Origin of the sequence: Amycolatopsis kentuckyensis (assembly GCF_002155975.1) — a bacterium.
GTDB lineage: Bacteria > Actinomycetota > Actinomycetes > Mycobacteriales > Pseudonocardiaceae > Amycolatopsis > Amycolatopsis kentuckyensis.
The window spans coordinates 1-15,429 of sequence record NZ_MUMI01000305.1; the positions used below are offsets into that span (position 1 = coordinate 1).

At 75.5% G+C, this 15,429-nt stretch carries 4 protein-coding genes and 1 pseudogene; 4 read left to right on the forward strand and 1 reads right to left on the reverse strand.

Annotated elements, in window-relative coordinates; all coding sequences use genetic code 11:
* The 4 genes and pseudogenes from CCN39_RS50250 to CCN39_RS27480 form a co-directional block, all read left to right on the forward strand.
* A pseudogene (locus tag CCN39_RS50250) lies at positions 1 to 1,021 on the forward strand (helix-turn-helix domain-containing protein); the annotation flags it as partial.
* Between the two features lie 81 nt (positions 1,022 to 1,102).
* Positions 1,103 to 2,509: a DHA2 family efflux MFS transporter permease subunit gene (locus tag CCN39_RS27470; RefSeq protein ID WP_167455195.1), complete on the forward strand. Its 1,407-nt coding sequence runs from the start codon at positions 1,103 to 1,105 to the stop codon at positions 2,507 to 2,509.
* A 5-nt stretch (positions 2,510 to 2,514) separates the two neighbouring features.
* Positions 2,515 to 3,264: an isocitrate lyase/PEP mutase family protein gene (locus tag CCN39_RS27475; RefSeq protein WP_208630402.1), complete on the forward strand. Its 750-nt coding sequence runs from the start codon at positions 2,515 to 2,517 to the stop codon at positions 3,262 to 3,264.
* 34 nt (positions 3,265 to 3,298) lie between these two features.
* A complete protein-coding gene (locus CCN39_RS27480; RefSeq protein WP_167455196.1) occupies positions 3,299 to 4,270 on the forward strand; it encodes an RNA polymerase subunit sigma-70 in 972 nt (323 codons plus the stop codon).
* Positions 4,271 to 4,280: 10 nt separating this feature from the next.
* Here the strand turns inward: CCN39_RS27480 and CCN39_RS27485 are convergent, their stop codons facing one another.
* Positions 4,281 to 15,410, reverse strand: a complete 11,130-nt coding sequence (locus CCN39_RS27485) for a non-ribosomal peptide synthetase (protein ID WP_208630404.1) — start codon at positions 15,408 to 15,410, stop codon at positions 4,281 to 4,283.
* Positions 15,411 to 15,429 lie beyond the last annotated feature (19 nt).

Genomic DNA, 15,429 nt, shown 5'->3' on the forward strand with positions numbered 1-15,429 from the left:
CCTGGCCCGGCACCTCGACCGGCTCGGCACGCACGACCTGGCGTGGTGGCGGCTCGGCGGCTCGCTGCGCCGGTCGTCGCGGATCGTCGCCGTCGTGCTCGCGGCCATGCTCGCCACCGCGGTCGCCGACTGGCTGTTCTTCGTGCCGGTGGACATCGTCGCGCTGGGCTTCCTGCCGGGGCTGGCCGCCGGGCTCGTGGACGGGCTGCTCGTCGGCTCGGTGGTCGGCCTCGCGTTCGGCCTGGTCCACGGGATCATGGTGGTCTACGGCGGGCTCGTGTTCGAGCCGTCGCGGATGCAGGTCCGGCTGCGCGGGCGGACGGGCCGGCCGGGTGGCCTGCCGCGCCGGTTCGCCGGCCGGTTCGGCGCCGGGCTGCTGGGCGGCTTCGTCGTCGGGCTGGGCTACGGCCCGGTGACGGTGCTCAGCCGGGCCGTCGCGACCGGGTTCCCGCCGGAGCTCGGCGAGCTGGTGCGGACGGCGGCGGTCAACACGCTCGTCAGCGGGCTCGTGTTCGGCCTCGCCGCCGGGGCGACCTTCGGGCTGGTCTCCGTGCTGGAGACCCCGCTCGACCTCAGCTCCGCCGCCAGCCCGGGCACGCTGCTGCGCGCCAACCGCACCACCGTGGTGCGCCAGGTGCTGGCGTTCGGCCCGCTGCTCGCCCTGGCCATCGCGGCCGGCGGCCGGATCGTCGTCGAGCTCCTGCAGGGGGCGCTCGGGCCGCTGGTCTGGACGCTCTCAGGCGGCCTGGTCATCGGCGCGATCGGCGGCCTCGGCGGCGCGGTCGCGTACGTCTTCGCCTTCACCGCGTGGGGCCAGTGGCTGGTGGTGACCCGGGTGTGGCTGCCCCTGACCGGCCGCCTGCCGTGGGCCACGGCCGCGTTCCTCGAGGACGCCTACCGCCGCGGCATCCTCCGCCAGGCGGGCGCGGTCTACCAGTTCCGCCACGCCCGGCTGCAGGACCACCTGGCCCGGACGGCCGGGGAACCGGCGGCTCCCGCGCCGGAGCCGGCTGCGCGGTAGCACCGATTCCTCCGGGGGCCGGGCGGTGTCCAAGTCTTCGGAAGCGGCACGACGCCGGTGACCGGAGGCAAGGAGACGCGAGTGCACACCAGGACTTCACCCACACCGGTGGTGGCCGTGGGACAGGCGCAGCGAAGATGGGTGCTGGTCATCACCTCGGTGGCGTCGCTGATGGTCGTTCTCGACGCGCTGGTCGTGGCGACCGCCCTGACGGCGATCCGGAGCGACCTCGGCGCGTCGGTCACCGAGCTCGAATGGACGGTCAACGCCTACGGCCTGAGCTTCGCCGTCCTGCTCATGACGTCGGCGGCCGCCGGGGACCGCTGGGGGCGGCGCCGGGTCTTCGCGGCGGGGGTGACGCTGTTCGCGGCGGCGTCGCTGGTCTGCGCGGTCGCGCCCGGGGCCGAGGTCCTGATCGCCGGGCGGGTGCTGCAGGGCGCCGGGGCCGCGTTCGTCATGCCGCTCGCGCTCGCCCTGCTCGGGGCCGCCTTCCCGGCGGAGCTGCGGCCCAAGGCCCTCGGGGTGTTCGCGAGCGTCAGCGGGATCGCGGTGCCTCTCGGGCCGCTGCTCGGCGGCGCGGTCGTGGAAGGCATCTCGTGGCCGTGGATCTTCTGGATCAACGTCCCGATCGGGGCGGCGCTGGTGTACTTCGCGCTGACCCGGACCGAGGAGAGCCACGGCCCGGACCCGGCCCTCGACGTCCCGGGCCTGGTGCTGGCCGGCGCCGGTTCCTTCGGGGTGGTGTGGGGGCTGGTCCAGGGCAACTCGGCCGGCTGGACCAGCGTGGCCGTGCTGGGGCCGCTGGGGGCCGGCCTGGTGGCGCTCGGCGCGTTCGTGGCCTGGCAGCGGCGGGCCGCCCACCCGATGCTGCCGCTGCACCTGTTCCGCTCGCGCCGGTTCGCCGCCGGCAACGCGGTGATCTTCTGCCACTGGGCTTCCGCGCTGGGCGCGGTGTTCTTCATGGCCCAGTTCCTGCAGGACGGACTCGGGTACGGCCCACTGGCGGCCGGGCTCGGGCTGGCACCGTGGGGGCTGACGACGACGGTCGTCCCACAGCTGGCGGGCCGGCTGGTCGGCCGGTTCGGCGAACGGCCCTTCATCGTGGCGGGGCTGGGGTTGCACGCCCTCGCCATGCTCTGGATCGCCCTGGTCGCCGGGCCCGCGATCGGCTACTGGGTGATCGCCGCGCCGCTCGTGCTGTCCGGCACGGGGATCGCGATGTGCCTGCCGGCGGCGCAGAGCGCGGTGCTGACGTCGGTCGCGCCGCGGTTCCTCGGCAAGGCTTCCGGGGCTTTCAGCGCGATGCGGCAGCTGGGCGGGGCGTTCGGCGTCGCGGTCCTGGTCGCCGGGTTCTCGCTGGCCGGCAGCTACGCGTCGAGTGCGGAGTTTTCCGCGGGATTCACCGCCGCTGCGGTGGTCAGTGCGGTCCTCGCCGCGGCGGGCGCGCTGGCCGGTTCCGTCATTCCCCGCCGTTCGACGAAGGAGTAGTGCCCATGTCCAAGGCCGATCTGCTGCGCGAGCTGCACCACGGGAAGCTGCTGGTGCTGCCGAACGCGTGGGACGAAGCGAGTGCCTCGCTCGTCGTGGCGGCCGGGTTCCCGGTCGTGGCGACGTCCAGCGCCGCGATCGCCGATGCGCTGGGGCACGACGATGGTGAACGGGCGCCGTGGCGCGAGATGTTCGCCGCCGTGGCGCGGATCGCCCGCGCGGTGCCGGTCCCGGTGACGATGGACGCCGAAGCGGGCTACGGGCTGGAGCCGGACCAGCTCGTGGCCGAGCTGCTGGCCGCCGGGGCGGTGGGCTGCAACCTCGAGGACACCGACCACCGGGCCGGGGGACTGGTCGACGCGGCCGCCCAGGCGGACCGGCTCGCCGCGATCCGCGCGGCCGCCGGCGGGTCGCTGGTGATCAACGCCCGGATCGACGCTTTCCTGCCGCCGAGCGGGTTTTCCGGACCCGGGCGGACGGCCGAGGCGATCCGGCGCGGGCGGCTCTACCGCGAGGCCGGCGCGGACTGCGTGTATCCGATCGGGATCGCGAGCGCGGCCGACCTCGGGAGCGTGGTCGACGGCGTGGGCGGGCCGGTCAACGGGAACACCGGCCCGGAACTGGACCTGGCCACCCTGACGGCGCTGGGGGTCGCCAGGGTGTCGTTCGGGCCGCGGTTCTACCGCGCCGGGCCGGCGGCGCTGCGCGGCGGGCTGGCGGAGTTGCGCCGCGCGGCTGGGATGGCGGAGGCATGACCGCCGCGTCCGGGCGGGATGAGCGACGATGTCCATGACGAACGAGGAGCGTGTGGTGTCTTCCGAGGAGTGGCTGCGGGACGAGTTCGGCGCGCTGCGCCCGGCGCTGGTCGCGCACTGCTACCGGATGACCGGGTCCCACCAGGACGCCGAAGACGCCGTCCAGGAGACCTACCTCAAGGCCGCCCGCGGGGTGGCCGCCTTCGAAGGGCGGTCGTCCCTCAAGACGTGGCTCTACCGGATCGCCACCAACACCTGCCTCACCGAGCTGAACCACCGGAGCCGGCGCGTGCTGCCCTCCGGGCTCGGGGCGGCGTCGGACGATCCCGGGACGCGGGTCTTCGCCGACGACTCCGTCGCGTGGCTCGGGCCGCTGCCCGACGCCGTGCTCGGTGATCCGGGGGAGGTGGTCGTGCGGCGCGAGTCCGTGCGGCTCGCGCTGGTCGCCGCGCTGCAGCACTTGCCGCCCCGGCAGCGCGCGGCGTTCCTGCTCCGCGAGGTCCTGTCGTGGTCGGCCGCCGAGATCGCGGACACGCTCGGGATCAGCGTGCCCGCGGTGAAGAGCCTCCTGCAGCGGGCGCGCGCCCGGCTCGACGAGCTCGACCCGGACGGGCGGGTGCCGCAGCCCGGCCCGGACGACGAGCGCGCCCTGCTCGACCGGTACATCGCGGCGTTCGAGGCCGAGGACACCGCCGCCATCCGGGTGGTCATCCAGGACGACTTCAGCCTCGAAGCGGTGCCGCACCCGGTGTGGTTCAAGGGCGTCGGCGTGTGCCTGCCGTTCCTGGAACGCGGCTTCTCCGCGCCGGGGGGCGCCCCGCGGCTGCTGCCCACCCGGGCCAACGGCCAGCCCGCGGCGGGCAGCTACCGCCTCGACGCCGCCGGTGTCCGGCGCGCCGACGCGCTGTGGGTGTTCACGATGGCCGGCGGCCGCTTCTCCCAGGCGGTCAAGTTCCACGGCCCGGCGCTCGTCACGGCGGCCGGTCTCCCGGACCGGCTGCCGTGACGAGGGGGGATCACGCCCCGTCGAGCCCCTCCGCGAGCTCGTCGAGCTCATCCCGGCCGATTCCGGACAAAGTCAGCTCCGGGTGGCCGGCCGTCGCCATGGCGGCCACCGCGGCCGCCCAGCCGTCGGCCAGTTCGCGGGCTTCTTCGTCGGTGAGGCAGTTCCCGGCCCAGATCCAGTGGGCGACGAGCCGGAGCCCGCCCGGGCCGTCCTCGAGCGCGGCGTTCACGGTGAGCACGGCCGGTGCCACCATCCCGGGATCGGTTTCGGGCACCGGGGACGGTTCCGGGGCCACCGCCCAGTCCGCCGGCGCCCCGGCGGCGTAGCGGCCGAGGTAGTTGAAGGCGATCGGGGGATCGGGCAGCGCGCCGGGGCCGGGGTGCAGGAAGCGCAGCAGGCCGTAGCCCAGCCGGTCGGCCGGTCCCTCCCGCAGCTGCTCCCGGGTCCGGCGCAGCACCTCGTCGACGGCGCGGGGATCGGTCCACGGCCGGGTGCCGCCGGACGGGCCCGGGTCGAGCCGGACCGGGTACACGGCCGTGAACCAGCCGACCGTGCGGGCCAGGTCGAAGTCGTCGCGCCCGTGCCCTTCGAGGGTGACCGCCAGTGCGCTGCTCCGGTCACCCCGGCGCCGCCGGAAACCCGCGGCCGACAACGCGAGCGCGGCGAGCAGCGGCTCCAGCGAGCCCAGGCCCTCCCCGGGCAGGTCCAGCCGCAGCCGGCGCAGCGTCGAGGCCGTGTCCCGCGCGGGGTCGAGCGGCCGCCCGAGCCACGGCTCGACGTCTCGCGTGACGTCCGCCCACCCCTGGGCGTCGGGCGTCACCTCGGGGAGCCGCGAAGCCAGCAGCCGGGCCCACTGCCGCACGGACGTGCCGACCGGTTCGAGCGCCGGGACGCCGCCCGCGCGCACGGCCGCCCACGCCGTGGCCAGGTCCTCCAGGAGGATCCGCCACGAGACGCCGTCCACCGCGAGGTGGTGCACCACCAGCAGCAACCGGCCGCGCTCGGCGGGGCCGGCGTCGAACCAGACCGCCCGGACCAGTTCGCCCGCTGCCGGGTCCAGCTCCGCCTGGGCCGCGGCGCCGCGCAGGGCCAGTGCGCCGGACTCGAGCGCGGTGGCCTCCACCCGCACCGGCACCGTTCCGGGCGGCCGGACTTCCAGGCCGTCGCCGGTGACGATGAGCCGGAGGGCGTCGTGGTGGTCGACCAGCGCACCGAGGACCGTGGTCAGCTCCGGCAGCGTGATCCCGGCGGGCGTCTGCACGAGCATCGACTGGTTGAACCCGGCCGTCGGCCCGCCCCGCCGCAGCCAGGCGACCATCGGGGTCTCCTCGACCGGCCCGACCGGGTCGATCCGCGGCACGGACACGCCGTTCACCGGCGAGGCGGCCTCGGCCATCTTCGCCGCGGTCCCGCCGAGCAGGACGTCCCGCGGATGCAGCGTCCACCCCGCCTGGCGGGCCCTGCTCACCACCTGCAGGGCGATGATGCTGTCGCCGCCGAGGTCGAAGAAGCTGTCCTCGACCCCCACCGACGCCAGCCCGAGCACGTCGGCCAGCACGGCGCAGAGCACCCGCTCCGCCTCCGTGCCCGGCGCCACCGCGCCGCCCTCGAACCGCGGCGCGGGCAACGCGTCCCGATCCAGCTTTCCGTGCGGTGTCCGGGGAAACTCCGCCAGCCGGACGACCGCGGCGGGCACCAGGTGCTCCGGCAGGCGCTCGCGCAGGTACTCGCGCAGCGGGACGTCGTCGCCGACGTAGTAGGCCACCAGCTGCCGCCGTCCCGGCCGGTCCTCGCGCAGCAGCACCGTCGCCTGCCGGACCGCCGGGTGGCCGGTGAGGACGGCCTCGACCTCGCCGGGCTCGACCCGGAAGCCGCGGATCTTCACCTGGTCGTCGGCGCGGCCGAGGTAGGTGAGCGTGCCCTCGGCCGTCCACGCGGCGAGGTCGCCGCTGCGGTACAGCCGCGCGCCCGGCGGGCCGGCCGGGTCGGCGACGAACCGGGCCGCGGTCGGCCCGGGACGGCCCAGGTAGCCGCGCGACACCTGGGCACCACCGAGGTAGAGCTCGCCGGGGACCCCGGGCGGGACCGGCCGCAGCCCTTCGTCGAGTACGTGCGCCGTGCTGTTGTCCAGGGGACGCCCGATGGTGGGCCGCACCCCGGCCGTCAGCGGCTCGGTGACCGTGACCGTCACGGTGGTTTCGGTCGGCCCGTAGGCGTTGACCATCCGGCGGCCCGGCGCCCACCGAGCCACGAGCTGGGGCGGGCACTCTTCACCGGCGGACATGACGGTGATTCCTTCGGGCAGCCCGCCGGGCGGCAGGGCCGCCAGCACCGTGGGCGGCAGGGCGACGAAGTTCGCCCCGGTCTCGGCGATCAGCCGCGTCAGCGGCTCGCCCGGGATCCGCTGCGCCTCCGGCACCGGCACCAGGACCGCGCCCGCGAGCAGCGCCACGAGGATTTCGCCGGAGGCGGCGTCGAACCCGAGCGGCGCGAACTGCAGGATGCGGGTGTCGTGGTTCATCCCGAACCGTCCGATGTGGTCGGAGACCATGGCCACCACGTTGCGGTGCTCGACGACGACCCCCTTGGGGGTTCCGGTCGAGCCCGACGTGAAGATGACGTAGGCCGCGTGGTCCGGGCGCAGCGACACCTCAGGCGCGGTCGGCGGCCCGTCGCCCACGAGGTCGCCCGGGGTGAGCACCACGGTGGGCCGGGCGGTCTCCAGCAGGTGGGCGATCCGCCCGGCCGGGTAGGCGGGGTCGACGGTGAGGTAGGCGGCCCCGGACTTGAGCACCGCCAGCAAGGCCACGACCAGCTCGATCGACGGCGGCAGCTGCAGCGCGACGATCCGTTCCGGGCCCGCGCCCTTCCCGATCAGCACGTGGGCCAGCCGGTTCGAGCGCTCGTCGAGCTCACGGTAGGAAAGCTCGACGCCGTCGAAGAGCACGGCGGTGTCCTCGCCGCGCTTGGCCGCCGTGGCCGCGAACAGCTCGGGCACCGTGGCTTGCGGAAGAGGCCGGACGCGGCCGTGGGACGCGGCGCGGACGAGGTCGTGTTCGGCGGGGGAGAGCACGTCGAAGACGGCCTCGTCCGGGGCGGCCACGGCGGCGGCGAGGATCCGGACGAGCCGGGCGGACAGGGCCTCGGCGGTCGGCCGGTCGAACAGGTCGGTGGCGAATTCGAGGTAGCCCCGCATGCCCTCGCCGGGGCGGGGAACGAGGGCGAACGACAGGTCGAACTTCGCCGTCCCGGTGCCGGCCGGGACGATTTCGGTGGTCAGGCCGGGCAGGTCCAGCCGGGGCTCGGCCGTGGTCTGGAAGGCCAGCAGCACGCTGAACGGCTGCCGTCCGAACGGGACGTCCTGGTGGGCCAGTGCGGCGACGTCGGTTTCGCGGACCCGGCCGAGCAGCTCGCGGAAGGTCGGCCGCCCGGACAGGTCCACCCGCAGCACCAGGGTGGTGACGAACAGGCCGACCAGGTCGTCGAGCGCGGGGTCACCACGGCCCGCCACCGGCGTGCCGATCGGGATGTCCGCACCCGCGCCCAGCCGGCCGAGCAGGGCGGCGAGGGCCGCGTGCACCACCATGAACTCGGTCGCCCCGGCCTGCGCCGCGAGGTCGGCGATCCCGCGGCGGAGGGCGGCGTCGACGGCGAACTCGACGACGTCGCCGCGGTGCGACGGCGTGGCCGGCCGCGGCCGGTCGGTGGGCAGCGGCAGTTCTTCGGGCAGGCCGTCGAGGGCGTCCCGCCAGAACGCCACCCGCTCGTCGTCCGGCCGTTCCCGCTGGGCCAGTACGTGATCCGCGTACTGCAGGGGCAGCGGTGCCCAGTCCGGCGCCTGCCCGCGCGCCCGGGCGGCGTAGGCGCGGGAGACGTCGCGCGCCAGCGGATCGAGGGACCAGCCGTCGGCGGCGATGTGGTGCACGACCACGGAAAGCACGTGCTCGTGCTCACCCAGGACGAACAGGTGGGCGCGCAGCGGGAGGTCCTCGGCGAGGTCGAACGGCTTTCGCGCGTGGGCCGCGACCGCGGCATCGAGTGCCTCGGGAGAAACCTCGGTGACCGGCAGTTCCGGCGAAACCCGGCCCCGGATCACCTGGTGGGCCACGCCGTCCGCTTCGGCGACCACGGTCCGCAGGCTCTCGTGGCGGGCGACGACGTCCGCCAGCGCCGCGCGCAGGGCGTCGCGATCGAGCGGACCGGAAAGCCGTGCGGCGGCGGGAATGTTGTAGAGCGGAGACGGCCCGGACAGCCGCTGCTCGACCCAGATCCGTTCCTGGGCGGGCGAAAGCGGCAGGCGAGCAGGACGCGGCACGCGGGCCGGGGGAGCCGTCACGGTCGCCCGCTCGATCGCCGTCAGCAGCTTCGCCACGGTCCGCTCTTCGAACACCGCCCGGACGCTGAGGGCCACGCCGAAGTCGGCGTGGATCCGTCCCACCAGCCGCGCGGCCAGCAGGGAATGCCCGCCCAGCTCGAAGAACCCGTCGTCCGGCGAAACCCGGTCGACGCCCAGCACGTCGGCGAACAGGGCGCACAGCTTTTCTTCCGCCGCGGTCGCGGGCCGCCGTCCCCGGCCACCCGAGAACACCGGGCCGGGCAGGGCCTGCCGGTCGAGCTTGCCGTTGGGGGTGAGCGGGAGTTCCCGCAGCACCAGGACCGCCGACGGCACCAGGTACGCGGGCAGCTGCGTCCCGGCCCACGCGCGGAGCTCGTCGACGTCGAGCACGGCTCCGGCCGCCGGGACGACGTAGGCGACCAGCAGCTTCTCCCCGCGGCGGTCCCGGGCCGCCCCGGCCGCGACCTCGCCGACCGCCGGGTGCCCGGCCAGCACGGATTCGACCTCGCCGGGCTCGATCCGGTACCCGGAGATCTTGAGCTGGCCGTCGGCCCGGCCGACGAACTCGAGCTCGCCGGTGTGGCTCCACCGGGCGACGTCCCCGGTCCGGTACATCCGCTCGCCGGTTCCGAACGGGCAGGCCACGAACCGGCCCGCGGTCAGCCCGGCGCGGCCGAGGTAGCCCCGGGCGAGGCCCGGCCCGGCGACGTACAGCTCGCCGGGCACGCCGGCGGGCACCGGCCGCAGGCCGCGGTCGAGGACGAACACCCGCAGGTCGGGGATCGGCACGCCGATCGGGCTGCCGTCGTGCGCCACGGAGTCCGCGCCGAGCTCCCGGTAGGTCACGTGCACGGTGGTCTCGGTGGTGCCGTACATGTTGACCAGCAGCGGGCCGTCGCCGGAGTGCCGGCCGTACCAGCCGGCCAGCCGGCGCGGCTCCAGTGCCTCGCCGCCGAAGATCACCGTGCGCACCGCCGGGCCGGCCTCGGCCTGGTCCGCGGCGAGGTGCAGGAAGGCCGACGGCGTCTGGCAGACCGTGGTGACGCGCTCGTCGGCGAGCAGCCGCCGGAAGTCCCGCGGCGTCCGTGCGGTGTCCAGGCCGACCACGACCAGGCGCCCGCCGTGCAGCAGGGCGCCCCAGAGTTCCCACACCGAGAAGTCGAACGCGTAGGAGTGGTACAGCGTCCAGACCTGGCCCGGTCCGAAGTGGAACCAGTGGGCGGTCGAGGCGAAGAGCCGGGTCACGTTGGCGTGCGAGACGAGCACGCCCTTCGCCCGGTCGGTCGAACCGGAGGTGTAGACGACGTACGCGAGCTGGCCGGGCCGGATCCGCCGCCGGGGCGCGGTTTCCGGGTGACCGGCGAGCCCGGGATCGTCGAGCGGCAGGCAGGGCAGCCCGGTCGCTGCGGGCCGGGCACCGAGGACCAGCACGGGCTTGGCGTCCCCGAGCACGTGATCGAGGTGGCCTGCCGGGCTGTCCGGGTCCAGTGGCAGGTACGCGCCGCCGGCCTTGAGCACCGCCAGCACGGCGACGACGAGGTCCACCGAGCGCGGCAGCAGCAACGCGACCAGCTGGTCGGGGCCGACACCCCGGGCGATCAGCGCGTGCGCCAGCCGGTTGGCCCGCGCGTCGAGCTCCCGGTAGCTCACCCGCTCGCGGCCGCAGGTGACGGCGACGCGGTCCGCCGACCCGGCCACCTGCGCTTCCCAGAGGTCCACCAGCGTCGTCGTGACGTCATCCGGTTCGGCCGGCCGGGCGGGCTCGGCGCCGAGGTCCACGGCGATGGCGGGGGTGTCCGGATCCGCCAGGATGCCTTCGACGGCCGCGTCGAAGCAGGCCCGCAGCTCGGCCGGTCCGGCTGGGCCGAACAGCCCGGCGGCGTAGCTCAGGTCGCCGGATTCCCCGGTCGGGCGGAGCAGTTCGCGGACCGTCACCGCGCCCGGCAGTTCCGGCACGTCGTCGCCGAGACCCAGCTTGGCGACCAGGATCGTCCACACCGCCCGCAGGACGGCGTCGGCGGACACCCCGGCGTCCGCCGCGAGCCCGGCGACCCGCTCCCGGGCCGCGGCGGGGAGCTCTACCGGCACCTTCCCCGGGAGATCCGCCGTGCGCCGGGAACCGGCCCGTTCCGGCCGGGGGAGCGCGGCTCGGTCGAGCTTGCCGTGCGGGGTCACCGGGAACGCGGCCACGGGGACGAACGCGGCGGGCACCATCACGGCGGGCAGCCGTCCCGCGGCATGGGCGCGCAACACTTCGGCGTCGCAGGCGCACCCGGGCGCCGGGACGACGTAGGCCACCAGCTCCTGGTCGCCCGCGGTGTCGGGCCGGGCCAGCACGACGACGTCGGCGACGGTGCCGTGGCTCCGCAGCACGGCCTCGACCTCGCCCGGCTCGATCCGCACCCCGCGGATCTTCACCTGGTGATCGGCCCGGCCCAGGTATTCGACCTCGCCGTGGCGGTTCCAGCGGGCCCGGTCCCCGGTCCGGTACAGCCGCTCGCCGTCGCCGAACGGGCTCGCCACGAACCGGTCCGCGGTCAGCCCCGGCCGCCCCCGGTACCCGCGGGCGAGCTGGACCCCGCCGAGGTACAGCTCCCCGGGCGCGCCGGGCGGGACCGGCCGCAGCCGGTCGTCCAGCACGTACAGCCGGGTGTTCCACACCGGGCGCCCGATCGGCACCACCGGCAGCTCGCGGTCCGGCGGCGACGCCCACGCCGTGACGTCGATGGCGGCCTCGGTCGGGCCGTAGAGGTTGTGCAGCTCGGCGCCGAGCTTCGCGTGGAACTCCTCGCGCAGCGCCGGCGACAGCGCCTCCCCGCTGCAGTAGACGCGGCGCAGGCCCGCGCACGCGGCACTGTCGGCCACCCGCAGGAACTCGGCCAGCATCGACGGCACGAAGTGCAGGTCGGTCACGCCCTCGCGCCGGATCACCTCGGCCAGGTACCACGGATCGCGGTGCCCGTCCGGGCGGGCCACGACCAGCGTCGCCCCGGTGACGAGGGGCCAGAAGAACTCCCACACCGACACGTCGAACCCGCAGGACGTCTTCTGCAGCACGCGATCCGACGCGGACAGCCGGTAGGTGCCCTGCATCCACCGCACGCGGTTCGCGAGCGCCGCGTGGGACACCACGGCCCCCTTCGGCTTCCCGGTCGAGCCCGAGGTGTAGAGCACGTAGGCGGCGTTGTCCCCGCGGAGCCGGACCTCCGGGAGGGGCGGCGACGGCGGGAGGTCGTCGAGCGACAGCACCGGACTGTCCACCGCAGACGGAATCAGCGCGGCTGCCGCGCTGTCGGTGACCACCAGCACCGGCGCGGCGTCGCCGAGCAGGTGCCCGATCCGCTGGGCGGGGTAGTCCGGGTCGACCGGCAGGAACGCCGCGCCCGACCGCGCGATCGCGTGCAGCGCCACGACCAGGTTCGCCGAGCGCGGCAGCACGACGGCCACCACCCGCTCCGGTCCCGCCCCGGCCGCCGCGAGCACCCCGGCCAGCCGGTCGACCCGGGCCGCCAGCTCGGCGTACGTGACGGTTTCGCCTTCGAAGACCACGGCGGGCGCGTCCGGGGTGGCCCGTGCTTGAGCGGCGAACAGCTCCGGCATCGGCACCGCCGGGACCGGGTGCGCGGTGTCGTTCCACGCGGTCACGACCTGCCGCCGCTCGCCGTCGTCCAGGACGTCGAGGTCCGAGATCGGCCGATCCGGCGCGGCCGGGACGGCTTCGAGCAGCCGGGCCAGCCGGCCGGCCAGCCGCTCGGCGGTCTCGGCGTCGAACAGGTCCGCGCGGTATTCGAGCGCGCCCGCCAGCCCGCCGCCGGAGGACTCCGCGTAGTCGAGCAGCAGGTCGAACTTCGCGGTCGCGGTGTGCAGTTCCTCGACCGTGGCCCGGGCACCGGCCAGCTCGCCGTGCCGGTCCGCCTGCGCCCGGGCCACGACCATGACCTGGAACAGCGGGTTGCGCGTGAGCGAACGGGCCGGGTTGAGCGCGTCCACGACGAGCTCGAACGGCACGTCCTGGTGGGCGAACGCGGCCAGGTCGGTCTCCCGGACGCGGGCCAGCAGCTCGCCGAACGACGGATCGCCGGAAAGGTCGGTGCGCAGGACCACCGTGTTGACGAAGAAGCCGACCAGTTCGTCGAGGGCCTGGTCCGGCCGGCCCGCGCAGGCCGTGCCGATCGGGAGGTCGGTCCCGGCGCCCAGCTTCGCCAGCAGTACCGCGAAGGCCGCCTGGACGACCATGAAGACCGTCGCCCCGCCGCGGTGGGCGAGCTCGGCGAGCCTGCCGTGCGTGGCGGCGTCCACCGCGAACGGCACCCGGCCACCGGACGGCGTCGAAGCCGCCGTCCGCGGACGGTCGAAGGGGAGCGGCAGTTCGTCCGGTGCGCCGGCCAGAGTCGTCCGCCAGAAGTCGAGCTGACGGCGGACGACGCTGTCCGGGTCGGCCTCCGAGCCCAGCATTTCCCGTTGCCACACCGCAAAATCCGCGTACTGCGCGGGCAGCTCCGACGGCACCGGGACCTCGCCACGGGCGCGCGTCTCGTAGGCGGCGGTGAAGGCGCGCCACACCGGGGCCCACGACATCGCGTCGCCGGTGATGTGGTGCATCACCAGCAGCAGGACGTGGCTTTCCGGCGCGAGGCGGAACAGCCGGGCGCGCAGCGGCAGGTCCGTCGCCAGGGCGAACGGCCGTGCCACGGCCACCGCCACCGCGGCGTCGAGGCCGGCCTCGGTGATCGGGACCGTGTCGAAGGGCAGGCGTCGCGACGCCGTGTCCGGATCGAGGACGTGCTGGTAGGGCACCTGTTCGTGCGCCGGGTACACCGTGCGCAGGCTCTCGTGCCGGGCGAGGACGTCGCCGAGGGCCAGGCGCAGCGCGGCCGCGTCGACCGGGCCGGACAGGCGCACGAGCACGGGGACGTGGTAGGCGGAGCCGGCGTCCCCGAACTGCTCGAGGAACCACAGCCGTTGCTGCGCATGGGAAAGCGGTACCCGGTCCGGGCGATCGGCCGTGCGCAGGGCCGGGCGGGCCGAACCGCCGGCCGCCGCGATCCGCCCGGCCAGTGCCGCCACGGTCGGTGCCTCGAACACGGCCGACACCGGCAGGTCCGTCCCGAACACCTCGCGGATCCGCCGGACCAGCCGGATGGCGAGCAGCGAGTGCCCGCCGAGCGCGAAGAAGTCGTCCCCGTCGCCGGTTTGCCCCAGCACTTCCGCGAACAGCCCGGCGAGAGCTTCTTCGCGCTCGTCGCGCGGCTTCGCCCCGGGCGCGGCCGGCCACGGCGGCTCCGGCAGCCGTTCGCGATCGATCTTCCCCCTGCGGTCCAGGGGAATCCGGTCGAGCCTCGCGACCAGGACCGCGGGCTTCACGGCGGCCGGGAGTCCCGCGGTCAGCACCGCCCGCACGGCGGACTCGTCCGGCTCGCCCTCGACGTACCCGACCAGGAATGGTGCTCCCGAGGGATCCGGCCGCACCACCGCGACGGCTTCGCGCACGCCGTCGAGCTCGCGCAGTGCGGTACCGAGCTCGCCCAGGTCGAGCCGAACCCCACGGAGACTCGCGGCGTCGACGTGTTCCAGCTCACCGGTGGCGCTCCAGCGAGCCCGGTCGCCGGTCCGGACCATCCGCGACCCCGGCGGTCCGGCCGGATCGGCGACGAACCGGGCCGCGGTGCCCGCGGGATCGCCCGCGAACCCCCGTGCCACCCCGGTACCGCCGACGTACACCTCGCCGATGACGCCGTCGGGCACCGGGCGTAGATCCGGTCCCAGCACGGCGATCCGGGTGTTGCGCACCGGCCGTCCGTTGTGGACGGCTCCGGCGAACAGCTCCCACGCCGAACTCGCGGACCGCAGCCCGGCGAGCCCCTCGGCGTCGATCCGGGCGCGGAGCTGGTTCATCAGCCCGGCGTCGCACACCACCGTGCGCGCCGGGCCGCTCACGAAGGCGGCGCTGCCGTCGAACCGCGGCACGAACTCGAAATCCGGGGCTTCGGGGAGGTCTTCGACGACGAGCACCCGCAGTCCGGGTACGCGCGCGGCGACCTCCTCCGCCGTCGCCCGCGGTGTCACGAGGAAATCGACGCCTGCCAGGACGTCCGCGCTCACCTCGTGCGGATCCACCGGCAGGTACGCCCCGCCCGCGGCCCACACGCCCAGCACCGCACCGGTGACCTCGCCGGCGACGCCGACGACGGACTCGGCCCCGGCCCCGGCGGCCACGAGACCGGCGCCGACCCGGTGCGCCGAGTCGAGCAGCAGCACGGCTTCGGTGTCCGGCGCGGTCTCCGCCACCGTGCGCAGCAGCTCGCCGAGGTTTTCGGTGGGGCCCGGCTCGCCGACGCCCCACACCGGCCGGGCCGGGCCGGCGTCGAGCCGGGCCAGCGGCCGGTCGTCGGCGAAGTTCGCGAACTCCGCGAGGAAGGCCACGAAGAGCGTCAGCAGCCCGTCCAGTTCGTCGCCGGTGTACAGCGCCGGGTTGGCGTTGACGTCGAGGAAGAGCCCGTCGCCGCCGGTCTCGCCGATGATGAACTCGAGGTCGTCCACCGGGCCGGTGGACAGGACGCGCCCGGTCGCGACGCAGCCGCCGAACGAGCGCGCTTCGCCCAGCCCGAGGACGTTGACCGCCGGGCCGAACGGGCGGACGTCACCCGGCAGGCCCAGGTGACCACGCACCAGGCGGCCGCGGTAGCGCTGGTGCCGCACCGTGCGCCGGACCTCCGCCGCGGTGTGCGCGAGCAGCTCGGCGCGGGTCATGTCCGGCCGGACGGTCAGCGGCAGCGGCAACGGGTTCGCCACCACGCCGGGCACCCGCCGCACGGCCGCCCCG

Excerpts from the sequence above, each read along its gene's own strand:
- CCN39_RS27475 (WP_208630402.1), top strand. The coding sequence starts at position 2,515 with ATGTCCAAGGCCGATCTGCTGCGCGAGCTGCACCACGGGAAGCTGCTG.
- CCN39_RS27480 (WP_167455196.1), top strand. The coding sequence starts at position 3,299 with ATGACGAACGAGGAGCGTGTGGTGTCTTCCGAGGAGTGGCTGCGGGAC.